General features: G+C 63.5%; 24 protein-coding genes, 1 tRNA gene, 1 pseudogene and 1 riboswitch. Of the genes and pseudogenes, 11 read left to right on the top strand and 15 right to left on the bottom strand.

The window, feature by feature from the left end:
* Positions 1 to 131 precede the first annotated feature (131 nt).
* From cobO to NLY33_RS16725, 5 genes are all read right to left on the bottom strand, one after another.
* Entirely contained in the window at positions 132 to 746 is a 615-nt protein-coding gene (gene cobO / locus NLY33_RS16745) for a cob(I)yrinic acid a,c-diamide adenosyltransferase (protein ID WP_023706118.1), read from the bottom strand.
* A 1-nt stretch (position 747) separates the two neighbouring features.
* A complete protein-coding gene (gene cobU / locus NLY33_RS16740; RefSeq protein ID WP_023706119.1) occupies positions 748 to 1,260 on the bottom strand; it encodes a bifunctional adenosylcobinamide kinase/adenosylcobinamide-phosphate guanylyltransferase in 513 nt (170 codons plus the stop codon).
* On the bottom strand, positions 1,253 to 2,056 hold the full coding sequence (locus tag NLY33_RS16735; RefSeq protein ID WP_023707847.1) for a CbtA family protein: 804 nt from the start codon (positions 2,054 to 2,056) through the stop codon (positions 1,253 to 1,255). Before NLY33_RS16735 ends, cobU begins: the two co-directional genes overlap by 8 nt.
* A gap of 15 nt (positions 2,057 to 2,071) precedes the next feature.
* Complete coding sequence (locus NLY33_RS16730; protein ID WP_023706121.1) at positions 2,072 to 2,251, bottom strand: CbtB domain-containing protein; 180 nt, start codon at positions 2,249 to 2,251, stop codon at positions 2,072 to 2,074.
* Between the two features lie 36 nt (positions 2,252 to 2,287).
* Positions 2,288 to 2,483, bottom strand: a riboswitch (cobalamin riboswitch).
* A 67-nt stretch (positions 2,484 to 2,550) separates the two neighbouring features.
* Positions 2,551 to 3,243 (bottom strand): gamma-glutamylcyclotransferase, encoded by a 693-nt coding sequence (locus tag NLY33_RS16725; RefSeq protein WP_031196360.1) that lies wholly within the window; start codon positions 3,241 to 3,243, stop codon positions 2,551 to 2,553.
* A 134-nt stretch (positions 3,244 to 3,377) separates the two neighbouring features.
* Here NLY33_RS16725 and NLY33_RS16720 point away from each other — a divergent pair, with 134 nt between their 5' ends.
* Positions 3,378 to 4,541, top strand: a complete 1,164-nt coding sequence (locus tag NLY33_RS16720) for an aromatic ring-hydroxylating oxygenase subunit alpha (RefSeq protein WP_023706122.1) — start codon at positions 3,378 to 3,380, stop codon at positions 4,539 to 4,541.
* Here NLY33_RS16720 and NLY33_RS16715 read toward each other — a convergent pair whose 3' ends face one another.
* Complete coding sequence (locus NLY33_RS16715; RefSeq protein ID WP_023706123.1) at positions 4,542 to 5,741, bottom strand: MFS transporter; 1,200 nt, start codon at positions 5,739 to 5,741, stop codon at positions 4,542 to 4,544.
* Between the two features lie 232 nt (positions 5,742 to 5,973).
* Here NLY33_RS16715 and NLY33_RS16710 point away from each other — a divergent pair, with 232 nt between their 5' ends.
* Positions 5,974 to 6,984 carry an acetyltransferase domain-containing protein gene (locus NLY33_RS16710; protein ID WP_023706124.1) on the top strand — a complete coding sequence of 337 codons (1,011 nt, stop codon included), beginning with the start codon at positions 5,974 to 5,976 and terminating at the stop codon, positions 6,982 to 6,984.
* Positions 6,981 to 7,487 (top strand): methyltransferase family protein, encoded by a 507-nt coding sequence (locus NLY33_RS16705; protein WP_023706125.1) that lies wholly within the window; start codon positions 6,981 to 6,983, stop codon positions 7,485 to 7,487. The genes NLY33_RS16710 and NLY33_RS16705 overlap by 4 nt, the downstream gene beginning before the upstream one ends.
* 301 nt (positions 7,488 to 7,788) lie before the next feature.
* Here NLY33_RS16705 and NLY33_RS16700 read toward each other — a convergent pair whose 3' ends face one another.
* Together NLY33_RS16700 and mgtE are read right to left on the bottom strand one after the other, a co-directional pair.
* Positions 7,789 to 8,175 carry a MerR family transcriptional regulator gene (locus NLY33_RS16700; protein WP_023685221.1) on the bottom strand — a complete coding sequence of 129 codons (387 nt, stop codon included), beginning with the start codon at positions 8,173 to 8,175 and terminating at the stop codon, positions 7,789 to 7,791.
* A 158-nt stretch (positions 8,176 to 8,333) separates the two neighbouring features.
* The gene (gene mgtE, locus NLY33_RS16695) at positions 8,334 to 9,752 is read right to left on the bottom strand and encodes a magnesium transporter (protein WP_023706126.1); all 1,419 of its coding nucleotides are present in this window, start codon (positions 9,750 to 9,752) and stop codon (positions 8,334 to 8,336) included.
* Between the two features lie 266 nt (positions 9,753 to 10,018).
* On the opposite strand from mgtE, the gene NLY33_RS16690 reads away from it, so the two are divergent.
* The 5 genes from NLY33_RS16690 (at position 10,019) to sucD (ending at position 15,123) form a co-directional block, all read left to right on the top strand.
* Positions 10,019 to 10,684 (top strand): response regulator transcription factor, encoded by a 666-nt coding sequence (locus NLY33_RS16690; protein ID WP_023670791.1) that lies wholly within the window; start codon positions 10,019 to 10,021, stop codon positions 10,682 to 10,684.
* Positions 10,685 to 10,830: 146 nt separating this feature from the next.
* The gene (locus tag NLY33_RS16685) at positions 10,831 to 12,021 is read left to right on the top strand and encodes an aminotransferase class V-fold PLP-dependent enzyme (RefSeq protein ID WP_023706127.1); all 1,191 of its coding nucleotides are present in this window, start codon (positions 10,831 to 10,833) and stop codon (positions 12,019 to 12,021) included.
* A 10-nt stretch (positions 12,022 to 12,031) separates the two neighbouring features.
* Positions 12,032 to 13,006 carry an HpcH/HpaI aldolase/citrate lyase family protein gene (locus tag NLY33_RS16680; protein ID WP_023706128.1) on the top strand — a complete coding sequence of 325 codons (975 nt, stop codon included), beginning with the start codon at positions 12,032 to 12,034 and terminating at the stop codon, positions 13,004 to 13,006.
* A gap of 18 nt (positions 13,007 to 13,024) precedes the next feature.
* On the top strand, positions 13,025 to 14,209 hold the full coding sequence (locus NLY33_RS16675) for a malate--CoA ligase subunit beta (RefSeq protein WP_023706129.1): 1,185 nt from the start codon (positions 13,025 to 13,027) through the stop codon (positions 14,207 to 14,209).
* 14 nt (positions 14,210 to 14,223) lie between these two features.
* Complete coding sequence (gene sucD, locus NLY33_RS16670) at positions 14,224 to 15,123, top strand: succinate--CoA ligase subunit alpha (RefSeq protein ID WP_023706130.1); 900 nt, start codon at positions 14,224 to 14,226, stop codon at positions 15,121 to 15,123.
* 27 nt (positions 15,124 to 15,150) lie between these two features.
* Here sucD and NLY33_RS16665 read toward each other — a convergent pair whose 3' ends face one another.
* Entirely contained in the window at positions 15,151 to 16,083 is a 933-nt protein-coding gene (locus NLY33_RS16665) for a TauD/TfdA dioxygenase family protein (RefSeq protein WP_023690970.1), read from the bottom strand.
* 399 nt (positions 16,084 to 16,482) lie between these two features.
* Here NLY33_RS16665 and NLY33_RS16660 point away from each other — a divergent pair, with 399 nt between their 5' ends.
* Positions 16,483 to 17,562 (top strand): sensor histidine kinase, encoded by a 1,080-nt coding sequence (locus tag NLY33_RS16660; protein WP_023690969.1) that lies wholly within the window; start codon positions 16,483 to 16,485, stop codon positions 17,560 to 17,562.
* A gap of 235 nt (positions 17,563 to 17,797) precedes the next feature.
* Complete coding sequence (locus tag NLY33_RS29515; protein ID WP_081726779.1) at positions 17,798 to 18,031, top strand: GcrA family cell cycle regulator; 234 nt, start codon at positions 17,798 to 17,800, stop codon at positions 18,029 to 18,031.
* Between the two features lie 186 nt (positions 18,032 to 18,217).
* Here NLY33_RS29515 and NLY33_RS16655 read toward each other — a convergent pair.
* Positions 18,218 to 18,302: transfer RNA gene (locus NLY33_RS16655), tRNA-Leu, on the bottom strand.
* Positions 18,303 to 18,556: 254 nt separating this feature from the next.
* Here NLY33_RS16655 and lipB point away from each other — a divergent pair.
* Positions 18,557 to 19,300 (top strand): lipoyl(octanoyl) transferase LipB, encoded by a 744-nt coding sequence (lipB, locus tag NLY33_RS16650; protein WP_023706131.1) that lies wholly within the window; start codon positions 18,557 to 18,559, stop codon positions 19,298 to 19,300.
* A 19-nt stretch (positions 19,301 to 19,319) separates the two neighbouring features.
* Here the strand turns inward: lipB and NLY33_RS16645 are convergent, their stop codons facing one another.
* From NLY33_RS16645 to proS, 5 genes and pseudogenes are all read right to left on the bottom strand, one after another.
* Entirely contained in the window at positions 19,320 to 20,570 is a 1,251-nt protein-coding gene (locus tag NLY33_RS16645; RefSeq protein WP_023706132.1) for a peptidase M50, read from the bottom strand.
* 459 nt (positions 20,571 to 21,029) lie between these two features.
* Positions 21,030 to 21,713: an ABC transporter ATP-binding protein gene (locus NLY33_RS16640; RefSeq protein ID WP_023690966.1), complete on the bottom strand. Its 684-nt coding sequence runs from the start codon at positions 21,711 to 21,713 to the stop codon at positions 21,030 to 21,032.
* Positions 21,710 to 22,948 carry a lipoprotein-releasing ABC transporter permease subunit gene (locus NLY33_RS16635; protein ID WP_031194713.1) on the bottom strand — a complete coding sequence of 413 codons (1,239 nt, stop codon included), beginning with the start codon at positions 22,946 to 22,948 and terminating at the stop codon, positions 21,710 to 21,712. Before NLY33_RS16635 ends, NLY33_RS16640 begins: the two co-directional genes overlap by 4 nt.
* 104 nt (positions 22,949 to 23,052) lie before the next feature.
* Positions 23,053 to 23,270: pseudogene (locus NLY33_RS16630) on the bottom strand (His/Gly/Thr/Pro-type tRNA ligase C-terminal domain-containing protein); the annotation flags it as partial.
* On the bottom strand, positions 23,169 to 24,380 hold the full coding sequence (proS, locus tag NLY33_RS16625) for a proline--tRNA ligase (protein ID WP_502882060.1): 1,212 nt from the start codon (positions 24,378 to 24,380) through the stop codon (positions 23,169 to 23,171). The gene proS and the pseudogene NLY33_RS16630, both read right to left, overlap by 102 nt.
* Positions 24,381 to 24,567: the final 187 nt, after the last annotated feature.

The following is a 24,567-nucleotide window of genomic DNA, read 5'->3' as shown; positions in this document are numbered from 1 at the left end:
CTCCCCCTTGTGGGGAGGGTCGGCGCGAAGCGCCGGGGTGGGGGACTGCGTACTACGAGAACCCCCACCCCGATCCGCTTCGCGGATCGACCCTCCCCACAAGGGGGAGGGTAAAAGGTGAGGATAGCCCCTCAAAACTCAATCCCCTGCTGTGCTTTAACGCCGGCCGAAAAATGATGCTTGGTCACGCCCATCTCCGTCACCAGATCCGCCGCCTCGACCAGCGCCGGCTTGGCGTTGCGGCCGGTGACGACGACATGCAGACCTTCGCGCCGCGCTTTCAGCGCCGCCACCACTCTGTCGAGATCGAGATAGTCGTAACGCAGCGCGATGTTCAGTTCGTCCAGCACGACGAGGCTGATCGAGGGATCGGCGATCAGTTCCAGCGCCTTGGCCCAGGCGGCTTCGGCCGCCTTAATGTCGCGCTTCAGATCCTGCGTCTCCCAGGTGAAACCCTCGCCCATCGTGTGCCAGACGACGCGGTCGCCAAACGCCGCGAAGGCATCCTTCTCGCCGGTGTGCCATTTGCCCTTGATGAACTGGACCATTCCGACGCGCTTGCCATAGCCGAGCATGCGCAGCGCCAGCCCGAAGGCAGCCGTGGTCTTGCCCTTGCCGGGTCCGGTGTTGACGATCAGCAGCCCCTTCTCGACCGTCTTTTCCGCGACCTCGGCGTCCTGCACCGCCTTGCGCTTGGCCATCTTGGCGCGATGGCGCTCTTCGTCTTTTGTGTCGATATCGGTCATCTCATTTCACCTTGAGCGGCAGCCCCGCCACCATCAGAAGCACCATATCAGCTACGACCGCGATCTGCTGGTTGAGCCGGCCGGCGGCATCGCGGAACCGGCGTGCCAGCGCATTGTCGGGCACAATGCCTTGTCCGACTTCGTTGGAGACCACGAACCACGGTCCGCGCGGCCGCGAAAGCACATCGGCCAGCCGCCGGCACTCCCCCTCCAGATCATGATCGGCCAGCATATGATTGGTCAGCCACAGCGTCAGGCAGTCGACAAGCACCGGCTGGTTGTCCGGCAATGCCTCGATCGCACCTGCAAGATCAAGCGGGGCATCGATGGTCGCCCATCCCTCGCCGCGGCGCGAGCGGTGCTGCGCGATGCGCTCGCGCATTTCGCCGTCATAGGCTTGCGCGGTGGCGATATAAGCCCATGGCGGCGGCAACGCCGTCGCCAAACTTTCGGCATGCACGCTCTTGCCGGAGCGCGCACCGCCGATGATGAAGGTCAAACTGCGATCAGGCAAAGGTGTCGCGCAGGCTGGTCGCGGTGCCGGTGAAGCGCGCGCGCACTATGCCGACAACCGCGCCGAGCACCACCCAGAACACCAGATTGGTCAGCGTCACCGCCACCACGAACTGATGATGCAGGCCCTCCGGGATCGGCGTTACAAAACTGTCAGGCTGCGGCGCGCCGACAATATGCGGGGCGACGATCAGGACGACGGCGAGCACGGTCAGGGGCGCCGACGTGCGGAAGGTGATAAGGGCAAGACCGATCGCCGTTGCCATCACCGTTGCCCACCACCAGATCTGGCGCTGCATGAGATCGGCCGCCGGCATTGCCGGCAGTTCCGGCGGCAGGCCGAGTCCCGGCGCCAGCGTGAAAACGGCAAAGCCGGCCAGACCCCAGAACACGCCCTGGCGCCAGCTGCCGATGCCACCGGCGAACTCGGAAACCGCCACCAGGACCAGCGCGAAGCCGATGCCGGTGACGATATTGGCGACGACACTGAAGGCGAAGCGCTCGAAGCCGTCGGCCGGCGCCCAGCCTTCGTCCTCCGCCGGCGCGGCTGCTTCAGCCGGTGTTGCGCTGCTCACCGCATTTTCCGCCGGCGCGGCGGTGCTCATGGCATTGGTGTCCGTAGCGTTGGCGGCGGGCACCGCGGCATGCTGATGCTCGTGGCCGCCACCAGCCTTTTCGTAGACCTCCGCCTTGAGGATCAGCGGCACGGTGGCGTAGGCCTGCATGCAGGCGAGAGCGACACCGGCCACGAGCCCTGCGATCGCCGCGATGAACACGACGTTGCGAAACAGGTTCATGATGTCAGATCCTCGTCAGTGGCAGGGAAACGCCATCGAATGGCGATAGTCGTGCGCCGCATTGTGGACCGCATCGATGTGCGAGAAACCGACAACGCCGACGACGAAAATCCCCAGAAACGCGCTAAGCACGAGCTGCATGAAGCGCGACTGCGAGGAGACGGAAGCGCCGAGGGAGACGGAAGCGGAATTCATATCTTGTCCTTTCGCCCTCCACCCGAGGGCATCGAAGTCAGTTCCCTGTCGCCGGCAGGTCTCCTGGCTCGCGGATCAGCGCCCTTCCCCACCTTCCCGAAGAAAAAATCCCCAGTGGCTTGGAGAGGACTACCGCACACAGTTGCGGGGGCAGCCACGGCATTGGGCAACAAGTCAGCCCTCACCGCATTCCCTCTTGGTCCCTAACGGAACCGACGACATGCATGACTATAGGCTGAAACGGCCGCATCCGGCAAACCAAATTCCGCCGGCCAACAGCGCGAATGCGCCATGCGGCGTTACGGGTTCAACGCGGTGATCCGCTCGGCAACCAGCCGCTGCAGCCGCCACAGATGGCGATCGTGAATGCCGCGCTCTTCAAGGTTTTTCACCGTGTTGTAGAGATAGTCGGCGCCCGACCCCCAGTGCCCGCAGGACGTTGCCAGCCTTTCGACGACCTTGCCCTCGTCGAGCGGCCCTGAATAGGTCAGGCCGTTGCGGTTGATGACGAAGGCCAATGCCCTGAGCGGTCCGGCCTCGCTTGCAAGCTTGAGCATGCGCGGCCGGTAGCTTGTCGGCTTCAGCGTGACTTCGCGCCGGAAAAGCCGGCCCAACTGCTCGCGCCGGTTATTGTCGGTCAGCCGAAAGGCGACGCCCTTGCATTGTCCGCCACGGTCCAGCGCCATCATCAGGCCGGGGCTGTCCTTGGTGCCGCGCCAGCGCGTCATGTTCATGCAAAAGGACCGATGCCAGCCGCGCGCCAAGGCAACGCGGTCCTCGACATAATCTATTTCCGGTTTCCAGATCAGCGATCCATAGCCGAACAGCCATAGCGGTTCGCTGTCCGGGAGTTCGACCTGCAATTCATCCAGCAGCGCGTCATAGTCGGCTTCATCGAGATGCATCGCGTCCGGATCCGGCCCGGGGTCCCTGATCTCGCGCCAGCAGCGCGCGACCAGCTCCGGCGTAAGCGACATCTGTCGTGCGGCCACGTCCGAATCCCCCCAATTCCGAATGTCCCATGTCCACGACATGATTATGCGCCGCGCCTGCAACCGGCAATGCGGCACTCTGATTGACAAACGATTTGCCGGGGTGTCGGCTGACGCTTCATAGGAAGCCAGCCATGCATCCCAACCCGAGCGAGCGCGACCCCTATAACGGCCTGAGCCGGGCCGAACCGACGCTACCGTCATCGGCCTATTGGGATAGCGAGGCTTACCAGCGCGATCTCGAGGCCATCTGGTACAAAAGCTGGCTGCTCGTCTGCCGCGAGGCCGATCTTGCCCAGCCTTTGGCATTCAGGACATTCCGCGTCGGCACGCAGGAAATCGTCGTGCTGCGCGACGACACCGGCGAGTTGCGCGCCTTCCACAACACCTGCCGGCATCGCGGCTCGCAGCTTTGCCAGGAAAGCGAGGGCCGGCTGAAAGCGCGGCTCATCACTTGCCCCTACCATGCCTGGTCCTACTCGCTGCGCGGCGATCTCGTGCGCGTTCCCTCGAAATCGCTGCCAGATGGTTTCGACAAGGCAGATCATCCGCTCTACCGGGTGGCGCTGTCGGTGTGGCGCGGCTTTGTCTTTGTGAACCTTCAGCAGGCGACGGCCGGCTCCGCCGAGACCTCCTTCGATCCCGCATCCGGCGACCTCGCCAACTGGCCGCTGGAAACGCTGGTATCAGGCCATGTCCTGCGCAAGGTGATGAACTGCAACTGGAAAATCTTCTGGGAGAACTTCAACGAGTGCCTGCATTGCCCAGGCGTCCACAAGGACCTGTCTCGGCTGGTGCCGATATACGGCCGCGGCCTGATGAGCCGGCACGACGACCCCGACTGGGTCCGCCATGCCGACAATGACGCACCGGAGTTTTCGGGTGGCCTGCGCGCCGGCGCCGAGACCTGGTCGCGCGACGGACACGCCCATGGCCCGGTCTTCCCGGGCCTGACGCCAGCCGAGCGTGCGGCCGGACAGACCTATGCCACCAGCCTGCCCTCGATGTTCATCGTCGGCCATGTCGATTATGTCAGGACGGTGCGACTGATGCCGCTCGGTCCCGAACAGGCCGAACTCACCGCCGAATGGCTGTTCGCGCCCGAGGCGCTCGCCGAGACCGACATCGACAATGTCGTCGCCTTCGGTACCCAGGTGCTGGAGGAGGATGCCGCGATCTGCGAGGTCAACCAGAAAGGCCTGCGCTCGATGCGTCACGCGGCCGGCGTGCTGATGCCGGAGGAGTATGATCTGCATCGCTTCCACAACTGGGTGCGCGAGCGGCATGCGGCCTCCTGATCAAAGCGACTTCGGCAGATAGCGCCAGGTGATAAAGCCGCAAACCGCGGCCAGAATGCCCAGCGTCACGAACACCGAGCCGAGGCCGAAAAACGCCAGCACCACCGAATAAACCAGCGGCGGCGTCAGCTCGGAAAAGTCGAGATAGGTGCGGTAGACCGCGGCCATCTGCGCCCGCTCATAGGACCGCACCGAGCGCATGAAGGCGGTCGAGCCCAGTGCATCGAGCGCGATGGTGAAGAAGGCGCCGCAGAGCAGGAAAAAGCCCGTAAGCAGCGGCGCGGTAGTGCCGACCGCGGCCGCCGCAAGCAGCGTCGCCGACATCGCGAAATAGGCGAAGGTCATGGTGCGCCGGCCGCCGAAGCGTTTTCCCGCTTTGCCCCAGAAGATCGCCATGAACAACAGCGCGTTGCCGGCCGAAACCAGCAGGCCGCCGGCAAGCTTGCCCTCGCCGGTAATCACCATGAACAGCGGCCCGTAGACGAAGAACGTCGTCCAGAAGCAGGAGCGGCCGAAGGCGATCAGCCAGGCCAGCCTGAGCCTGGGTTGTGCTACGAAGCGGCCGATATTGGCCAGCGGATTGGCCGGCCGTGTCTTGCCCGGCCGGATCGACCGGTTGTCGCCCAGCCTGTAGGTCCAGAACAGCGCCAGCAAGGCCAACGCAAACACCGCGACCGCGCCATGCGCGGCATAGATGCCGTAGCGTGTGTAGAGGAAGATGCCGAGTGTCGGCCCGCCGGTCCAGGCCAGCATCGACCACGCCATGCGCAGCGATTCGGCCTGCATGAAATCGGTCTTGCGGATGTGGTCCATGATGTAGAGGTTGAGCGTGATCGACAGGGCGCTCGCCCCCATCACGCGGCACAGCATGCCTGCCAGTTGCCCGGCAAGCGTGTGGGTGACGAAGAACAGCGAGCCCATCGCCAGCAGGCAGGCGCCGGCGGTATAGACCCAGCGCCGGTCAAACCTGCGGATCAGCATCGGCATGAACAAGGTCACCGACAGGCCGAGCAGCGCCACGATGGTGTAGAGGATCGAGACGATCTGCTCGTTGTGCAGAATCTCATAAGCCTGGATCGGGATGACGCTCGACACCGTGGCACGGGCGAAGGATTCGACCGCATAGAGCGAGGCAAAGGTGCGCGCATCCGCCGGACGCAGGGCTGGCAGCCAGATCGGATGGCGCACATGGGTGGACATTTGATCCCCAAATCAGACTCGCAGCCCAAATCTGCGCTGGCGCTTCCTCCGCCGGTAACAGGAAACCGACCCCTTCCCGGCAAAAAGCGAATTCGGCCAAAGGCTTTCCGGCTCTGGCCTAAAGCGCCGCGCGATGCAGCCGCACGGCGCGACCCGGAGCGTAGAGGGCGGCCTTCTTTTGTCCGGTGCAACCGTGATAGTCGTCTTTGGGGCTGAATCAGATCGCGAGACCATGAGCATCCATACCGCACCCCCTGGAGATCAACTGAAGCGAGATCAACCGAAGCGCATCGTCGCCATCGATGTCGTACGCGGCATCGCGCTGATCGCCATGGCGAGCTACCACTTCACCTGGGATCTCGAAAATTTCCACTACACCGATCCCGGCCTCACCGCCGTCGGCTGGTGGAAGATCTATGCGCGCTGCATCGCCTCGACCTTCCTGTTCCTGGTCGGCGTCAGCCTGTTTCTCGCGCATGGCAGGCAGATCCGCTGGACCGGCTTCTGGAAACGTTTTGCCATGGTCGCCGTCGCGGCCGCCGCTATATCGGCGGTCACGTACTTCATCACGCCGGACAGCTTCATCTTCTTCGGCATCCTGCATCAGATCGCGCTGGCCAGCCTGCTCGGCCTTTTGTTCTTGCGGCTGCCGTCCTTGCTGGCGCTTGTCGTGGCGGCGGTGGTGATCGCCGGGCCGATCTATTTCCGATCCGAAGCCTTCGATCATCCGGCGCTGTGGTGGGTCGGCCTGTCGGCGATCAACCCGCGCTCCAACGATTACGTGCCGCTGTTTCCCTGGTTCGGCGCCGTGCTTCTCGGCATCGCCGCGGCAAAGTTTGCGTCCACCACCGGCCTGCTGGCGCGGCTGGCCAAGCTGGGATCAGGAAGCTGGACCAGGCCGCTCACCTTCATCGGCCGCCACAGCCTGGCTTTCTATCTGATCCACCAGCCGCTGCTGTTCGGCTGCGTCTGGCTGTTCTCGCAGATCGCGCCGGCGCCGGTCGAGACACGGGAAGTAGTCTTCCTCAAGGAATGCCAGGTATCCTGCGAACAGCAGCGCGACACGGAGTTCTGCACCAGCTATTGTGTGTGCATGCTGGACACGCTGCAAAGCGAAGCGGCATTCGACCGGCTCTACAATGGTGACCAGACCCCGGAGTTCAAAGCGCATCTCGGTGAACTCGCCGGCATCTGCACCGCAAGGACGGAGGAGAGTCCGATGACGCAGGGAGGGCAACAATGACCGACAAGCTCACAAAACCCGGGCTGGCAAAACCCGATCTACCGAGACGACGGCTGATCCCATGGCCGCCGCTGATCTACATCGCCGCCATTGCCATCAGCATCGCGCTCGGCCTGTTCTATCCCCTGCCCTGGATCGGCGACCTCTTGGGCGACCTTTTGTTTGCCGCCGGCTTTGTGGTGCTGTTTGCCGTCGCAGCCCTCTGGTTCACCGCTATCCGCACCATGATCCGGGCCAAAACGACGATGAACCCCAATGGCGTGCCGGATCATCTGGTGACGTCCGGCCCGTTCGGCGTGACGCGCAACCCGATGTATCTGGCCAACACGCTGCTTTTGATCGGCGTCGCCTTCGTCTCGGGGATCGTATGGTTCCTGCCGCTGGCTTTGATCGCGGCATTTGCAACGCAGAAGGTCGCCATCGAGAGCGAGGAGAAGGTGCTGTTCGCCAAATTCGGCAAGAAGTACCGCGACTATACGAAGCGGGTGCGCCGGTGGATCTGAGGCGACGTGGCAGGGATGTATACCTTGGCGATTAGCTGGCGCATCCGTCTCTTCGTCATCCACGGGCGGAGCAAGGAGCGTAGCGACGCAGCACAGACCCGAGGATCCATGCCGCGACTCCAGAGCGTTGCTATGGTCCAGAATTCGCTACCGCTGCACTCCACGACCGATGTCACGGAATGGATTCTAGGGTCTCCGCGAGGGAGCTTCGCTCCTGCTTCGCCCTAGAATGACGAAGTGCGGAAGGGCTCCGGCTAATCGCGAACGTTTGCGACGGGCGCGCAAACGCTCGAGGGTCCGCTCAGGTATTAACCCCCAGCTCCACCAGCCGCTCAACACATGACTCCTCAGCCTGGTCGAGCTCCGCCAGCGTCTCCTCGAGATCGCGCCGCTTCTGGCGCAAATCCTCGCGCTTTTCCTCGATGCGCTTGATCATCAGGTTGAGTTGACCGACCTCGCCGGGTGGTTCCTTGTACATCTGGATGATTTCGCGGATCTCGTTGATCGAGAAGCCGAGCCGTTTTCCGCGCATGATCTGGCGGATCAGATGCCGGTCAGATGGGCGAAACAGCCTTGTGCGGCCCCGCCGGACTGGTTGCACCAGCCCCTCATCCTCGTAGAAGCGCAGCGTCCGCGTCGACACGTCGAATTCGCGGGTCAGTTCGGTGATCGAATAATATTCCCGCATCTTTGCTCCAAATGTCGGAACATCGGAAAACGCCCGGTCGCCCGGGATTTCCAACGCATTCCGATCAACCCCGTTCCAAGCCGGACTCGGCATGGAACCCCGCGCAAGCCTCGCACCACATTTACGTAAAAGTCAATTGAACCCGCAACGCCTCTTTCTCAAGGGATAGCGAACCACCAGGTGGCCAGCCCCAGGAAGGCAAAGAAGCCAACGACGTCGGTGACGGTGGTGACGAAAACCGCCGACGCCACCGCCGGGTCGATCTTGAACCGGTCGAGCAATAGCGGGATCAGGATACCGGCAAGGGCTGCCACGAACATGTTGATGATCATCGCCGCCGCTATGATGCCGCCCAGATTGGGATCGCGGAACCAGACGGCCGCGACGATGCCGATCAGCACGGCGAAGATGATGCCGTTGATGGAACCCACGCCCATTTCGCGGCGGATGATGCGGCCGGCATTGTAGATGTCGAGGTCCCTGGTCGCCAGCGCGCGCACGGTGACGGTCATGGTCTGCGAACCGGCATTGCCGCCCATGCCGGCCACGATCGGCATCAGCACGGCCAGCGCCACGATGTGCTCGATGGTGCGGTCGAACAGCCCGATCACCGCAGCCGCGAGGAACGCCGTCAACAGGTTGACCAGCAGCCAGGGCACGCGCGAGCGCGAGGTCGAAAGAATGCTGTCGGACAACTCTTCGTCGCCGACGCCGCCCATGCGCAGCAGATCTTCCTCGGCCTCCTGCTGGATGACATCGACGACGTCGTCGATGGTCAGCACGCCGACCAGCCGCTCGTTCTCGTCGACGACGGCGGCGGACAGAAGATCGTATTGCTCGAAGTCCCGCGCCGCCTCTTCCTGGTCCATGGTGGCCGGAATGGCGTGCCTCGTCTCGTGCATCACGTCTCCGACCTTGGTCGTGCGCTTGGTGCGCAGGATCTGGTCGAGGTCGATGGCGCCGAGCAACTTGAAGCTTGGATCGATGACGAAGATCTGGCTGAACCGCTCGGGCAGGTTCTTGTCTTCGCGCATGTAGTCGATGGTCTGGCCTATGGTCCAGAACGGCGGCACGGCGACAAACTCGGTCTGCATGCGGCGGCCGGCGGTCTCTTCCGGGTAGTCGAGCGAGCGGCGCAGCCTGATCCGCTCGGTGAACGGCAGCTGCGACAGGATCTCGTCCTGGTCTTCCTTTTCAAGATCTTCGAGAATGTAGACCGCGTCGTCGGAATCGAGGTCCTGCATGCCCTGGGCAATTTGCTCATTGGGCATATTGTCGACGATATCGCGGCGGATCGCCTCGTCGACCTCGGTCAGCGACGAGAAGTCGAAGTCGGCGCCGAGCAGTTCGACAAGGGCGCGACGCTGTTCGGGGTGCAGGGCCTCGAGCAGATCGCCAAGTTCCGACTGGTGCAGGTCGTCGACTTCGCGCTTCAGCGTCAGCGTATCGCGATCGGCGATCGCCGCCCCGATCTGGGCGAGGAATGATGACAGAACGGCGCCGTCCTCGCCATAGATGTCGGCGTGGGCATCGTCAGCGGCTTTGGCGCCGGTCGTGTGGTCGTCCTGGCGTTCCACCAGCGGCTCCCGCCATGGGAATTTCGGAAAAGGTGCCTGTCAGGTCTAGCGCGCAACGCACGGTAATATCAAACGAAATGCGCCCCGCCCTGCATATGGGCGAGAGCGATTTCATCAGGATATGACGCCGCCCAGGATTCAGGCGGCGCGACAGCGCATGTCGCTGGGGAAAGAGCACCCCAGCACGGTTGGGGCAGAATTGTCATGATGCAGGTTCAGGCAAAGGCCGGACCCGCCTAGGCGACAACCAGAACAGCCGGAAGCCCTTGAAGATCAGGTCGCAGACGCAGAAAGCAATCGAGGAACGGCGCGTGCGCGTGGTCGTGGCCGAACGCAATCCGCTCGTGATATCGGCGCTGCGCGACATGCTGGACTGCGACGGGCGCTTCGAGCTCCTGGCCTGCGTGCAAAGCGGCAGGCATTTTCTTGAGTTGGCAGCGGAAGGCGAATTCGACGTCGCAATCATCGGGTGGAAGCTTGCCGACATGGACGGCGCCGATGTGCTGGCCGAGGTTCACAGCCGCAAGCTCGGCGTGCGCATCGCGGTGTTTTCCAACGACCACGACATCGGCATCCTGAAGCAGTGCGTGCGCCTCGGCGCCCAGGGCTACTGCTTCCAGTTCGACGATCCAGCGATCATCTTCGAGACCATCCTGGCCGTCGCGCATGGACGCATCTGCATCCCCTACATCGACATCAATAAGGTCAACGACACGCCCTTGTCGCTGCTCACCGTGCGCGAGCGCGAACTGCTGGCCGTGCTGTCCGACGGCTGGACCAATTTGCAGATCGCGACGCGTACGGGGATTTCCGAGAACACGGTGAAGTATCACCTCAAGAATCTCTACGACAAGCTCGACGTCCGCAACCGGGCGATGGCCGTCGCGCTCTATGCGCGCGAGCGGCGTACCCAGAAGCAGCCGTTCGGGTAGGAAAGCGATGAGCCGCGGGTAGGTCACCCGGGTAGGCAACCCCCACCCGCGCGCGGCAAGATGTTACCTCTTGAGGTGTTGTTGCCATTAGCCGTCGAAACGAAACTCCCCATCACCGCTTTGCTGGATCAGGAGGAGTTCGCGACATGGCCGGTTTCACCCATCTTTTCATTCCCGGACCGACCAACATTCCCGAACAGGTCCGCCAGGCGATGAACCTGCCGATGGAGGACATGCGTGCAGCATCCTTCCCCGATCTCACGCTACCGCTGTTCGAAGACATCAAGACGGTGTTCAAGAACGAGACCGGCCGCGTCTTCATCTATCCCTCCTCCGGCACCGGCGCCTGGGAAGCGGCGATGACCAATGTGCTCAGCCCCGGTGACCGCGTGCTGATGTCGCGCTTCGGCCAGTTCTCGCATCTGTGGGTCGACATGGCCGAACGGCTCGGCTTCGAGGTCGATGTCATCGACTGCGAATGGGGAACCGGCGTGCCGCTCGAGCTCTATGCCGAGCGGCTCAGGGCCGACAAGGCGCACCGCATCAAGGCAGTCTTCTGCACCCAAAACGAGACCGCGACCGGCGTGACCAGCGACGTCGCCGGCTGCCGCGCCGCGCTCGATGACGCCAACCACCCTGCTTTGCTCTTCGTCGACGGCGTCTCGTCGATCGGCTCGATCGACTTTCGCCAGGAGGAATGGGGCGTCGATTGCGCGGTCAGCGGCTCGCAGAAGGGTTTCATGCTGCCCGCCGGCCTCGGTTTCCTCTCCGTCAGCAAGAAGGCGCTGGTGGCCTCGCGGAGCGCCACCCACCGCCGCTGTTTCTTCTCCTTCGAAGATATGATCCGCGCCAACGACGCCGGCTATTTCCCTTATACGCCGGCTACTCAGCTGCTGCGCGGCCTGCGCGCCTCGCTCGACCTGATCGCCGAGGAAGGGCTGGAAAACATCTTCGCCCGTCACCATCGCCTCGCCGAAGGCGTGCGCAAGGCGGTCGACGCCTGGGGCCTGAAGCTCTGCGCCAAGGCGCCGAAATGGCACTCCGACACCGTCAGCGCCATCCTGGTGCCGGACGGCGTCGACAGCGGCGATGTGGTCAAGCGCGCCTACCAGAATTACCAGACCTCGCTCGGCGGCGGCCTCAACAAGGTGATCGGCAAGGTCTTCCGCATCGGCCATCTCGGCTGGCTGAACGAGGTGATGGTGCTGGCCTCGCTCTCGGCCGCCGAAATGGCGCTGCTCGACTGCGGCGTACGGCTGGCGCCGGGCTCGGGCGTCGGCGCCGCCATCCAGCACTTCCGCGCCTCGGCCGCCGTGCCGGTCGCCGAAGCCGCCTGAGGAGCCGACAATGAGCCACACCATCAACCACCTGAAGAAACTCCGCCTGCAGCGCAGCGAGCTGGCGGTTCCCGGCTCCAGCCCGGAAATGATCGACAAGGCGGCGAACAGCGCCGCCGACTTCATCTTCCTCGACATCGAGGACGCCGTTGCCCCACCCCACAAGGAGCGCGCCCGCAAGAACATCATCCAGGCGCTCAACGACATCGACTGGCGCGCCAAGGGCAAGACCGTCTCGGTGCGCATCAACGGCCTCGACACGCACTACATGTACCGCGACGTGGTTGACGTCATGGAGCAGGCCGGTGACCGGCTGGACACCATTTTGGTGCCGAAGGTCGGCGTGCCGGCCGACCTCTACATGGTCGAGGCCATGGTCAACCAGATCGAGATGGCAAAGGGTTTCAGGACCCGCGTCGGCCTCGAAGCGCTGATCGAGACCGCGCTCGGCATGGCCAATGTCGAGGCGATTGCCGCGACACCCGGCCGGCTGGAAGCCATGCATTTCGGCGTCGCCGACTATGCGGCAAGCTGCAAGGCGCGCACGGTCAACATTGGCGGCCTCAACCCCGACTATCCCGGCGATCAGTGGCATTTCGCTCTGTCGCGCATGACCGTCGCCTGCCGCGCCTATGGCTTGCGCGCCATTGACGGGCCGTTCGGCGACTTCTCCGATCCGGAGGGCTACATCGCTGGCGCCAGGCGCGCGGCGGCGCTGGGCATCGAAGGCAAGTGGGCGATCCACCCCTCGCAGATCGCGCTTGCCAACGACGTCTTCTCTCCACCGGAAAAAGAGGTCACCCGCGCCCGGCGCATCCTCGAAGTGCTGAAGGAGGCGGAGGCGCAGGGCAAGGGCGCGGCGGCCCTCGACGGCAAGATGATCGACGCCGCGTCGGAACGCATGGCGCGCAATGTTCTGGTGGTCAACGAGGCAATCGAACGCGCCGGTCAATTCTCTAGTGAGCCGCGCGTCGCCACGCATTGACCGTTCAGGGAGGACAAAATGGACATCCACGAATATCAGGCCAAGGAACTGCTGGCACGCCACGGCGTGCATGTGCCGCGCGGCGGGCTGGCCTACAGCCCCGAGCAGGCAACCTACAGGGCGCGCGAGATCGGCGGCAGCAAATGGGTGCTGAAGGCGCAGGTGCATTCCGGCGCCCGCGGCAAGGCCGGCGGCATCAAGCTATGCGCCAATGACGAGGAAATCTCCGACGCCGCCGAAGCCATGCTCGGCCGCAAGCTGGTGACACAGCAGACCGGCCCGCGCGGCAAGCTGATTTCGCGCCTCTATCTCGAGGAAGCCGTCGACATAGCGCAGGAGCTCTATGTCGGCTTCGTCCTCGACCGCAAGGAAGAGCGCGTCATGATCGTGGCTTCGGCTGCCGGCGGCATGGAGATCGAGGACATCGTCGAAAAGGCGCCGAACTCCATCCTGCGCACATCGGTCGATCCCGGCGTCGGCATGCAGCGTTTCCAGGCGCGCGAAATCGCCTTCGGGCTCGGCCTCGACCACAATCTGATCGGCAAGGCGACCGAGACCATCTTCAGCTGCTACCGGGTGTTCCGCGACTACGACGCCTCGATGCTGGAGATCAATCCGCTGGTGGTGACCCGCGACGGCAATCTGATCGCGCTCGACGCCAAAATGTCGTTCGACGAGAACGCGCTGTTCCGACGGCCGGAAATCTCCGAGCTGCGCGACAAAAGCCAGGAAGATCCGCGCGAAACTTTTGCCAGCGACCGTGGCCTCTCCTATGTCGGCCTCGACGGCAACATCGGCTGCATCATCAATGGCGCCGGGCTGGCGATGGCTACCATGGACATGATCAAGATCGCCGGCGGCGAACCGGCCAACTTCCTCGACATCGGCGGCGGCGCCTCGCCCGAGCGGGTGGCCAAATCCTTCCGCGCCGTGCTCGGCGACAAGAATGTCGAGACCATACTGGTCAACATCTTTGCCGGCATCAACCGCTGCGACTGGGTCGCCGAAGGCGTCATCAAGGCGATACGCGAGGTCGGCGTCAACGTGCCGCTGGTGGTCCGTCTCTCCGGCACCAGGGCCGAGGAGGGTCGCCGCATCCTGGCCGATTCCGGCGAGGCGGTGATCGTTGCCGACACGCTGGCCGAAGCCGCCGAAAAAGCCGTCGCCGCCTGGCGCGCGGCCACCAAGAAAAAAGCAGCCTGAGGGAGGTCGAGAAAATGGCAATCCTGCTCAACCGCAGCACCCGCGTCATCGTCCAGGGGTTCACCGGCAAGATCGGCAGCTTCCATGCCGAGGACATGAAACGCTATGGCACCAAGCTGGTCGGCGGCGTCACCCCCGGCAAAGGCGGCCAGAAGCATCTCGGCCTGCCTGTCTTCAACACGGTCAAGGGCGCGGTGCGCGAGACCCGCGCCGAGGCCAGCATCGTCTTCGTGCCGCCGCCCTTTGCCGCCGATTCGATCATGGAAGCGGCGGACGCCGGCATTAAACTCTGCGTCTGCATCACCGACGGCATCCCGTCGCAGGACATGATGCAGGTCAAGCGCTACATGCTGCGCTACCGCTACGAGGACCGCATGCGGCTGATCGGCCCGAACTGCGCCGGCGTCATCACGCCCGGACAGGCGCTGATCGGCATCATGCCCGGCAGCATCTATCTGCCTGGCCGCGTCGGCATCGTCGGCCGCTCCGGAACGCTCGGCTACGAGGCGGCGTCGCAGATGAAGTCGCTCGGCATCGGCGTCTCGACCAGCGTCGGCATCGGCGGCGACCCGATCAACGGCTCGTCCTTCAAGGACATGCTGAAACTGTTCGAACAGGATGACGACACCGACGCCGTGGTGATGATCGGCGAGATCGGCGGACCGCAGGAAGCCGAAGCGGCCATCTGGGCGCGCGACAACATGAGGAAGCCGCTGATCGCCTACATCGCCGGCCTCTCCGCCCCCAAAGGCCGCCGCATGGGCCACGCCGGCGCCATCATCTCGGCCTTCGGCGAGTCGGCGCAGGAGAAGGTCGAGATTCTAAAGGACGCCGGGGTGATCATCGTGCCGACGCCGTCGTCGTTTGGTGAGGTGGTTGCAGAGACACTATCACGTATGAAGAAGGCCGCCTGAACAGCGGCCTTCGCGTTCGACCGCGCCTCATGCCGCCTTGTCGGCTGCCGGCTTCGCGACCTTGGTGCGGGTGGCGCTGCGGCGGCCGTCGACGCTGACTGGAATATCGCCATCGACCGTGGCGCGACGCACCACCCGGTGCTGATCGCCATAGTCGTTGACGGCATAGTGTTGCGTGGCCCGGTTGTCCCAGATCACCACATCGCCGGCTTTCCAGCGCCAGCGTACGGTGTTCTCGGGCGCGGTGACATAGGACTGGAATACCTCGTAGAGCCGCGCTGAATCGCTCTTGGACAGACCGATCAGCCGTTGCACGAAATTGCCGAGCAACAACGAGCGCTCGCCTGTTTCGGGGTGGACGCGGACGACCGGATGCTCGGTCTCGTAGACCGTTGAGGTGAAGACCTCCTCGAAGTGCTTCTTTTCCGCGGCGCTCGCACGCGGCCGCACCGCGGCGTAGTCGTAGACGTTGCTGTGAACGGCCCAGAGATTGTCCGCCAGCAGCTTCAACGGCTCGGGCAGGTCCTGGTAGGCGGCCGCGGTGTTCGACCAGATCGTGTCGCCGCCGGCCGGCGGTATGACGACGCCGCGAAGAACGGAGAATTTCGGATAGGCATCTACGAAGGTGACGTCGGTATGCCATTGGTCGGCACGGCCGCCGCCACGGCTGGAATCGAGTTCGAGAATGGACGCCGTTCCCTTGACGGGACCTTGCGTCGGATGCGGGACGAGGTCGCCGAGACGCTGGGCAAAGCGCTCCTGCCCGGCATCGTCGAGATGCGCCTGGTCGCGGAAGAACACCACCTTGTGCCGCAACAGGATCTGGTTGATCGCCGCGACCGTCTGCTGTGGCAGGTCGCCGGAGAGCCGAATGTTCCTGATCTCTGCGCCGACGCGTCCGGTAAGCGGGACAATATCGGCATCCGGGATGATCTGCTCTACGGGGGTAAGTCTGGTCATGGGAACCTCTTCCTCTAAAGCCGCGGGCTGGTGGCAATGCTCCGCCGTCTGCCGGCCGCACAGCGATCGGCGGAGCAACTCCCTCATCGGGAGCCGACTTGCTTGGTAACGAGAGCACTGATCTCAACTCAGGAGGCGAAGGGCCGCCAAGGCTGGCGAGCAGTACCGAGATCCCATTCAAAGCGTAATTCTACAAATTCCATAGACATTTCTTTTCAAAGTTCGGCGGCCCTGAGAAAAATGCCTTCTGTTCAGTTCGCTCGTGAGCAGCAGGCGGTGGAGCCCTGCGCGACGCGGCCCGCACCAGTAGTGACGCTGTCGTATCCCTTCGATATTGGAGATGGCGGGTGAATTGCATGCCTGATATTGATGGCTTCCACGCATCACGCAGGCGCCGAAATGACAGACTCCGATAAGGCTGACGCTGTCGAGCAATTGCTCGATACGCCTGACCTCGCCACCGCGCTGGAAAGCGACCAGTTCAAGAAATTTCTCGACCAGATGCCGATCGCGATCGCCGTCTCGGAATTGATCGCGAAGGAGCGTGTCGTCTACGCCAATCCCGAATTCGAGAAGCTCTCGGACCTCAAGGCGCCGAAGCTTGCGCGGGAAAACTGGGCGGCCCTTTCCGGCAGGGGGCTTCATCGGCAGAAGGACAGGCCGCTCGCCGAGGCTGTCGTTGAAGACACCGATTTCGTCGGCACATTTCGTCTTGAGCGCGGCGAGGACAAGCCGGCAATCGTCGACGTTTATTCCAACGTGATCGAGGACGACAACGGCAAGCTCTGCTTCCGGCTGGTGGCGCTTGTCGACGTCACGGCACACGGTGAGACCGAGGACGCGCGACCCGCGGAAGAGCTCATCCGGGAGAAGGACACCCTGTTGCGCGAACTGCAGCACCGGGTGAAAAACAATCTGCAGATGATCACCGCTTTGATCCGGATGGAAACCCGCAACGCCACCGAACCGGACCAGAAGCGTTTCGAAAGGCTTGCCGGCCGGGTAGACGCATTGGCAATCCTTTACCAGACCTTGTCGGCTGACCAGCAGAAGGATGAGGTGGATCTTGGTGTGTATCTTAGCCAGATCGCGTCCGCCGTCATGGCGTCGCACGCAGTCGAAGGTATCCGCCTCGACCTTAAGGTGGATACCTATCCGGTATCCATCAACGTTGCCATGCCGACAGGCCTGGTCGTCAATGAGTTGCTGACCAACGCTCTCAAACATGCATTCGTCGGGCGCGAGGGCGGCACGATCACGCTGCACAGCGTCGTCAGCGGCGATGGTTGCCGGGTGACTGTCGCCGATGATGGGATCGGTCTGCCGACGGGTGAGACCTGGCCCAGGCCCGGCAAGCTCGGCTCCCTGATCGCGCGGTCGCTGACCGAAAATGCCAAGGCGCAATTCGACGTCAAGTCGAGTGCCGGCGAGGGAACCAGGGTCACCATCGTCTTCAAGCGATCGGCGGCGACGGACTGAGGCTATGCAACGGCGCGCCGGCAAATCCCGGCCGGACAGGTGCTTCGGGCGCTCGCGGGTGTGGCCTTAAGTCGCAAACGATTTGGCTGCAGAAGCGGGGCGCCGGGCTTCTTTGACGGTGCGATCAGCACCATATGTGGTCCACAGCCCTCCAAAACGAGAGAAGCTCGCTCCGGCGGGTCGCACCGCGGCCGTCAGCCGGCAATGGCTATGAACCAGGAAACTGAAAACCATCATGCATGAAAATATCAGACCAGCGTCTAGAGACGTCCCCCTCATTCAGCTAGGCCTCAACCAGTGCCGCTTCCCGGTGAGCGAAGACCGCTCGGTACCCGGTGGCTACCGTTTTTGTGCCGGGCCAACGTCGCCGGATCGCGTCTATTGCGATCACCACCACACCGTCGTGACGGCCGTTGACCCTCGTCGAGCCCGTCCGGGTCTCCATTTCCCTCAACGACGCGCCGCTTAGGTCGCCCAGAAAGCCGTCCCCTGCCCCGCCACCCGGTGCAGGAGGCTGGCAGGCGCGAGCTAACGTGTTCGCGTTGCGGTTTCTGCAAACTCCTGTTGCAACTCTGCAGCGGCCGGTTCAATCGCCAAAGCGATGATTCGGCCTCGACAGCCTGAAGTCGCAACGATTAAATGGCCGAAAAATAACTGGTGCGGTCGAGAAGACTCGAACTTCCACGGGTTGCCCCACAGCGACCTCAACGCTGCGCGTCTACCAATTCCGCCACGACCGCCCGTGGTAGGAGCCGGAACGAACCGGCTCGCGGCGTGTAGCAAATCGTTTCCGGCGAAACAAGGGCGCCGCGCGCAATAATCGCCGCGAATTGGCATATCGGCCTCTACAGCGCCGCGCGTCCTGTGGTACGCGCAAAGGACGGCGAACTGGACGTTTCAGCCGGATACCGCCATATAAAGGGCGAATGCATTCCGCCCCAGAGCGCAAGGCGGTTTTGCCAAGCGGCGTGCATTAAGCGAAAAACGAAAAGCCATGACCGAACGCAGCCAGATCGCCACGTCGTTCCTGCCCTTGCCCGGGTCAGCGCCGGTCGAATGGCGCATCGAGCCTAGCCTGACCGGCTACACCGATGCGCTGGCCCTGATGGAAGCGCGCGCCGAGGCGATCCGCACGGGTGCGGCCGCCGAGATGGTCTGGCTGGTCGAGCATCCGCCGCTTTACACCGCCGGCACCAGCGCCCGCATCGAGGATTTGATCGACCCCGACCGTTTCCCGGTTTTTGCCGCGGGGCGCGGCGGCGAATACACCTATCACGGCCCGGGGCAGCGGGTTGCCTATGTCATGCTTGACCTGAAGCGCCGGCGCGAGGATGTGCGCGCCTTCGTCGCCGCGCTCGAGCAGTGGATCATCGGCACGCTTGCCGCCTTCAATGTACGCGGCGAACGCCGCGAGGACCGCGTCGGAGTCTGGGTGGTGCGGCCCGAGCGCCCGTCCCTGCCCGACGGCTCGCCGGCTGAAGACAAGATCGCGGCCATCGGCATCCGGCTGCGGCGCTGGGTGAGCTTTCATGGCATTGCCGTCAATGTCGAGCCGGATCTCAGCCACTTCAGCGGCATCGTGCCATGCGGCGTGCCGGATCACGGCGTCACCAGCCTCGTCGACCTCGGCCTGCCCGTGACCATGGCCGATTTCGACCTGGCGCTGAAATCCGCCTTCGAGGATGTTTTCGGGGCAGCGGAGTCAACTTCTGCAGAACCGGCTCGCAAGGCCGGCTGAGTCTCGCCTCGACCAACGCTCAAAGCAACCGCGCCGAGGCCCACAACAGCCCGAAACCGTGAATGGCGAAGACGGCCAGCAGCGCGCCGGCTATGGCGAAGCGGTCGAAGATGCGGATCGGCTTCAATTCGTGGCGCGGTTTTACCCCGCTACCCACTGTCATCAGGCTGAGGATGGCAAAGACGGCGCCCGCCACCAGCAGAAAGGTTTGGGAAAAGCCGGCCAGCCAGCCAAGCCACAGCAAGGCCGAGAGCAGGGAAAACGAGGCGAGCGCCAGGGCGACCGGCCCCGGGCAGATCTGGCGCAGTACCTGGCCGCCGTCGAATTTCCAAACCGGCACCAGATTGGCGATGTTGAACAATGCGGCAAAGCCGGCAAGCGTCGCCAGAAGGGCCGCGGCAAGCCGATGTCCCTCGCCGGATGCGAGCCCGCTGGCGACGATCAGCAGCGGAACCAGGAACGCGGAAAAGCCGGCGCCCATCAGCGCCACGAAGGCGACCTCGAAGCGGCTGTCATAAGGCCGGCCACCAATGGCGAGGCCGCCGAGCAGCGGGATAAAGATCATCCGCGCCTTGCGATGACCGGTCAGCCGAAAGGCCGCCATGTGGCCGAGCTCATGCAGGGCGACCACCGAGGTCAGGATCGCGGCCAGCGCCAGGCCGCCGAGATTGAGCCCGAAGAACGGCCACAGGATGAAAGCCGAAAGAACGGCGAAACCGAGCTGGCTCAGCGGATGCTCGAACCAACCGCCCTTGCGATATTGTCCGGTCCTCGCCCAGACCTCCAGCTTGCCGAGCTCGCGGCGCATGGCGAAGTAGCGGAACACCAAGAAGGCGACGCCGCGATAGCGATCGGTCTGGCTGAGCGTCACCCGCGTGCCGGCACCTTCCGAGGTGAGTTCAGTGGTCTCATAAAAATCCTTCCAGAACGACGCGTCGAGCGCGGTATCCTCGATGACCCGCATCGAAAAACGACTGCCTTCGACGACGTCCTCGAAGCGCGACCTTCGCTCGATCGGCTGGCCGTCCCGGCCCTCCCAGGACAGCAGGATGCGGGCCGTGCCCTGCCCGTCCAGCGGCTGGGCCGAGAGTATCTCGCCGGACCAGCCGGCATCGCTGCCGAGCGGCCACAGCGCCTGCCAGAGGCGCTGCCGGTCCACGGCAACCACGCGGCTCAGCCGCACCGTGCGCAAACCGAGCGGCGCAGTCATCAGAAGGAAAATCAGTCCGAGATTACCGGCCACGAGAAGGGCCGTCACGATCGGCGACACCTGAGGTTTTTGCTCCCTGTCTTGGCGGGGCAGCCTAGCGTCATGGCGGCAAGAAAGGCTTAACGGCACAGCGCCTTCCTGCCCGCCTAAAACAGTGCGGCGAACCGCAGTTGCATCACATGGCGCCGATCCAGACAGCCATGGAAACCAGAAACGCACTCATGCACACCAACGAAACGACGTCCTGAACAAGATCGCTCATAACTCTCTCCTGTTGTTGATATGTTCGTATTTTGTTCTAATTTTGTTCGAAAGTCAATGAGCGGAAAGCGGCATGCCGACGAATCCTGACAGCCGTTTGGGCAGGGTTAAGGAAAGGTTGACGGGGTGACGGCAGTGCTGACGCAGGGCGCATCGCATGCCTTTGCGATCGGGACACGCACCAATCACTTCGTGATCCTAGGGCGGAGCAAGGAGCGCAGCGACGCGGCGCAGACCCTAGGATGAGGAAGTTGGGGCCTACAACGGAACGACCTTGCCATCCGCCAACGTCACCCGGCGGTCCATGCGCGAGGCGAGTTCGTGATTGTGGGTCGCGATCAGCGCGGCAAGGCCGGACTGCTTGACCAGCGCGCCAAGCGCCTCGAAGACATAGGAGGCGGTGACCGGGTCGAGATTGCCGGTCGGCTCGTCGGCGAGCAGCAGCAAGGGCGCATTGGCGACGGCACGGGCGATGGCGACGCGCTGCTGTTCGCCGCCGGACAGCTCCGACGGACGGTGCGACGCGCGCTTGCCGATCTGCATATAGTCGAGCAGCTGTGCTGCGCGCTCCGACGACTCCTTGCGCGAAAGCCCTTTGATCAGCTGCGGCATCATGATGTTTTCGAGCGCCGAAAACTCCGGCAGCAGATGATGGAACTGATAGACGAAGCCGACATCGTTGCGGCGGATTGCCGTGCGTTCGTCGTCGGAGAGCCGTCCGCAGGCGCGGCCGGCCAGAATGACGTCGCCGGCGTCGGGGCGCTCGAGCAGGCCCGCCGTGTGCAGCAGCGTCGACTTGCCGGTGCCCGACGGCGCCACCAGCGCCACCATCTCGCCGCGTTTCAGCGAAAAGTCGGCGCCGTTCAAAATGGTGAGCTTGCGCGGCCCCTGGACATAGTGCCGCTCGACGCTCTTCAGCTCGATAATGATCTCGGACTTCATTCGTATCTCAAGGCCTCGACCGGATCGAGCCGTGCGGCGCGCCATGCCGGAAACACTGTTGCCAGGAAGGACAGGCCGAGCGCCATCAGGATGACATAGGTGGTCTCGCGCGGGTCCATCTTTGCCGGCAGCTGGCTGAGGAAATAGAGTTCCGGATTGAACAGCACCTTGCCGGTCATCCAGGAGAAGAACTGGCGGATGGATTCGATGTTGGTGCAGATGAGCACCCCGAGCAGCACGCCGGCGAGCGTGCCGGTTACGCCGATCGCAGCACCCGTCATCAGGAAGATGCGCAGGATGGCGCCGCGCGAGGCGCCCATCGTGCGCAGGATGGCGATGTCGTGGCCCTTGTCCTTCACCAGCATGATCAGGCCCGAAATGATGTTGAGCGCCGCCACCAGCACGATCAGCGTCAGGATCATGAACATGACGTTGCGTTCGACCTGCAGTGCGGAAAAGAACGTCTCGTTGCGCTGGCGCCAGTCGACCATATCGATCGGCCGCTGCGCCGCCGCATCGACCAGCGGTTTCAGCGCATCGACATTATCGGGGTTGTCGACATAGATCTCGATCGTCTGCGCCCTGCCGTCCATGTTGAAATAGAGCTGCGCTTCGGAAAACGGCATGTAGACGATGGAGCTGTCATACTCCGACATGCCGACCTCGAAGATCGCCGCCACCTTGTAGCCCTTCAGCCGCGGCGTCGTGCCCATCGGCGTCACATCGCCGTCCGGCGAGATCAGCGTGATGGTGTCGCCGAGCACAAGGCCGAGATTCTCCGCCATGCGCTTGCCGATGGCGACGCCCTCGCCGGAGTCGAAGCCGTCAAGCGTGCCTTGCTTGACGTTTTGGGCGACGATGGCGATCTTGCCGAGGTCTTCGGCCCTGATACCGCGCACCAGCGCGCCCATGCCGCCGCCGACATTGCCCTGCGCCAGCACCTGGCCGTCGATCAGCGGGATCGCGTATTTGACGCCGGCCACGCCGTTGATGCGGGCTGCGACCTGCGCATAATCCTCAAGCGGCGAATCCAGCGGCTGCACGATCAGATGGCCGTTGACGCCGAGGATGCGGGTCAGAAGTTCGGCTCGAAACCCATTCATGACAGCCATGACGACGATCAGCGTGGCGACGCCCAGCATGATGCCTAGGAAGGAGATCGAGGCGATGACCGAGATCACCGTCTCCTTGCGGCGCGACCGCAAATAACGCCAGGCGACCATGCGTTCGAACATGGAGAACGGGCCGGCGACCGGAGACTTGGTGACCGGAGACTTGGCGACCGGAGACTTGCCAACCGGAGACTGGGCTACCGAAGACTTCGCTGCCGCGGCTTCGCTCATGCGGTTGCACCGAAGCGTTTCCTGGCCTCCGCGACCGGCAGCGTCTCGCGCTCGCCGGTCCGGCGGTTCTTGATCTCGATCTCGCCGGCGGCCACGCCGCGCGGCCCGACGATCACTGCCAGGGCAGGCCGATCAGGTCGGCGGTGGCGAACTTGCCGCCCGGCCGCTGGTCGGTGTCGTCGTAAAGCACATCCTTGCCGGCGTTGGTGAAGGCGGCGTAGATCTCGCCGCAAACGCGGTCGCACTCGGCGTCGCCGGCCTTCATGTTGATCAGGCCGATGTCGAACGGCGTCACCGCTTCCGGCCAGATGATGCCGTTGTCGTCATGGCTGGCCTCGATGATCGCCGCCACCAGCCGCGACGGACCGATACCGTAGGAGCCGCCGGAAACGAAATGATCCTTGCCGTCGGGCCCGGTCACCTTGGCGCCCATGGGCTTGGAATATTTGTCGCCGAAATGGAAGATGTGGCCGACCTCGATGCCGCGTGCCGAGACCCGGTCGGCTTCGCCAAGCTTGTCCCAGGCCGCCTCGTCATGCATCTCGTCGGTGGCGGCGTAAGGCGTCGTCCACGTCTTGACGATGTCGGCGATCTCAACGTCATTGCCGAAGTCGGTTTTCTCGCCGGGCACCTGGAGCGACAGATATTCGCGGTCGCAATAGACCTGGCTCTCGCCGGTGTCGGCCAGGATGATGAATTCATGGCTGAGATCGCCGCCGATCGGCCCGGTGTCGGCTCGCATCGGAATGGCCTGCAGCCCCATGCGCGTGAACGTTCGGAGATAGGATACGAACATGCGGTTATAGGCGGCTTTGGCTCCCTCGAAATCGAGGTCGAAGGAATAGGCGTCCTTCATCAGGAATTCGCGTGAACGCATGACGCCGAACCGCGGCCGCACCTCGTCGCGGAACTTCCACTGGATGTGGTAGAGATTGAGCGGCAAATCCTTGTAGGACTTGACGTAGGCGCGCACGATTTCGGTGACCACTTCCTCATTGGTCGGACCGTAGAGCATGTCGCGGTCCTGCCGGTCCTTGATGCGCAACATCTCCTTGCCGTAATCGTCATAGCGGCCGCTTTCGCGCCACAGATCGGCCGACTGGATGGTCGGCATCAGGATTTCCAGAGCGCCGGCGCGGTTCTGCTCCTCGCGGATGATGCGGCAGACCTTGTCCAGCACCAGCTTGCCCAGCGGCAGCCAGGAAAAGCTGCCCTGCCCCTGCTGGCGGATCATGCCGGCACGCAGCATCAGCCGGTGCGAGACGATCTCGGCCTCGCGCGGATTTTCTTTCAGAATGGGCAGGAAAAACTGCGACAAACGCATGGACAGGTCCGTGAGAGAGGAGGCTGCGCCGGAATCGGCGCGGCTGGCTTGCTTGCCCCGGCTTCATAGCTATTTCGTGACGGAATGGAAACCCGACCGGCCGTATCGGCCCGAAATCGCAAAAATCGATTCTTCTTCCAAAGACCTTCGCACCGAAAACGATAATGCTTCTGACGCAAAGTGATCG

Origin of the sequence: Mesorhizobium sp. C432A (genome assembly GCF_030323145.1) — a bacterium.
Taxonomy (GTDB): domain Bacteria; phylum Pseudomonadota; class Alphaproteobacteria; order Rhizobiales; family Rhizobiaceae; genus Mesorhizobium.
Note: the sequence above shows the minus strand (reverse complement) of the source record. Positions and strands in the feature narration are given on the sequence as shown.

Bases quoted from the DNA above. Each gene is read 5' to 3' on its own strand.
- NLY33_RS16675 (WP_023706129.1), top strand. From the start codon at position 13,025: ATGGACATCCACGAATATCAGGCCAAGGAACTGCTGGCACGCCACGGC.
- NLY33_RS16730 (WP_023706121.1), bottom strand. From the start codon at position 2,251: ATGAATTCCGCTTCCGTCTCCCTCGGCGCTTCCGTCTCCTCGCAGTCG.
- NLY33_RS16665 (WP_023690970.1), bottom strand. From the start codon at position 16,083: ATGACCAGACTTACCCCCGTAGAGCAGATCATCCCGGATGCCGATATT.
- sucD (WP_023706130.1), top strand. From the start codon at position 14,224: ATGGCAATCCTGCTCAACCGCAGCACCCGCGTCATCGTCCAGGGGTTC.
- NLY33_RS16660 (WP_023690969.1), top strand. From the start codon at position 16,483: ATGACAGACTCCGATAAGGCTGACGCTGTCGAGCAATTGCTCGATACG.
- NLY33_RS16680 (WP_023706128.1), top strand. From the start codon at position 12,032: ATGAGCCACACCATCAACCACCTGAAGAAACTCCGCCTGCAGCGCAGC.
- cobO (WP_023706118.1), bottom strand. From the start codon at position 746: ATGACCGATATCGACACAAAAGACGAAGAGCGCCATCGCGCCAAGATG.
- NLY33_RS29515 (WP_081726779.1), top strand. From the start codon at position 17,798: ATGCATGAAAATATCAGACCAGCGTCTAGAGACGTCCCCCTCATTCAG.
- NLY33_RS16715 (WP_023706123.1), bottom strand. From the start codon at position 5,741: ATGTCCACCCATGTGCGCCATCCGATCTGGCTGCCAGCCCTGCGTCCG.
- NLY33_RS16635 (WP_031194713.1), bottom strand. From the start codon at position 22,948: ATGTTCGAACGCATGGTCGCCTGGCGTTATTTGCGGTCGCGCCGCAAG.
- NLY33_RS16685 (WP_023706127.1), top strand. From the start codon at position 10,831: ATGGCCGGTTTCACCCATCTTTTCATTCCCGGACCGACCAACATTCCC.
- lipB (WP_023706131.1), top strand. From the start codon at position 18,557: ATGACCGAACGCAGCCAGATCGCCACGTCGTTCCTGCCCTTGCCCGGG.
- NLY33_RS16720 (WP_023706122.1), top strand. From the start codon at position 3,378: ATGCATCCCAACCCGAGCGAGCGCGACCCCTATAACGGCCTGAGCCGG.
- NLY33_RS16640 (WP_023690966.1), bottom strand. From the start codon at position 21,713: ATGAAGTCCGAGATCATTATCGAGCTGAAGAGCGTCGAGCGGCACTAT.
- NLY33_RS16735 (WP_023707847.1), bottom strand. From the start codon at position 2,056: ATGAACCTGTTTCGCAACGTCGTGTTCATCGCGGCGATCGCAGGGCTC.
- proS (WP_502882060.1), bottom strand. From the start codon at position 24,380: ATGCGTTTGTCGCAGTTTTTCCTGCCCATTCTGAAAGAAAATCCGCGC.
- NLY33_RS16700 (WP_023685221.1), bottom strand. From the start codon at position 8,175: ATGCGGGAATATTATTCGATCACCGAACTGACCCGCGAATTCGACGTG.
- NLY33_RS16710 (WP_023706124.1), top strand. From the start codon at position 5,974: ATGAGCATCCATACCGCACCCCCTGGAGATCAACTGAAGCGAGATCAA.
- NLY33_RS16705 (WP_023706125.1), top strand. From the start codon at position 6,981: ATGACCGACAAGCTCACAAAACCCGGGCTGGCAAAACCCGATCTACCG.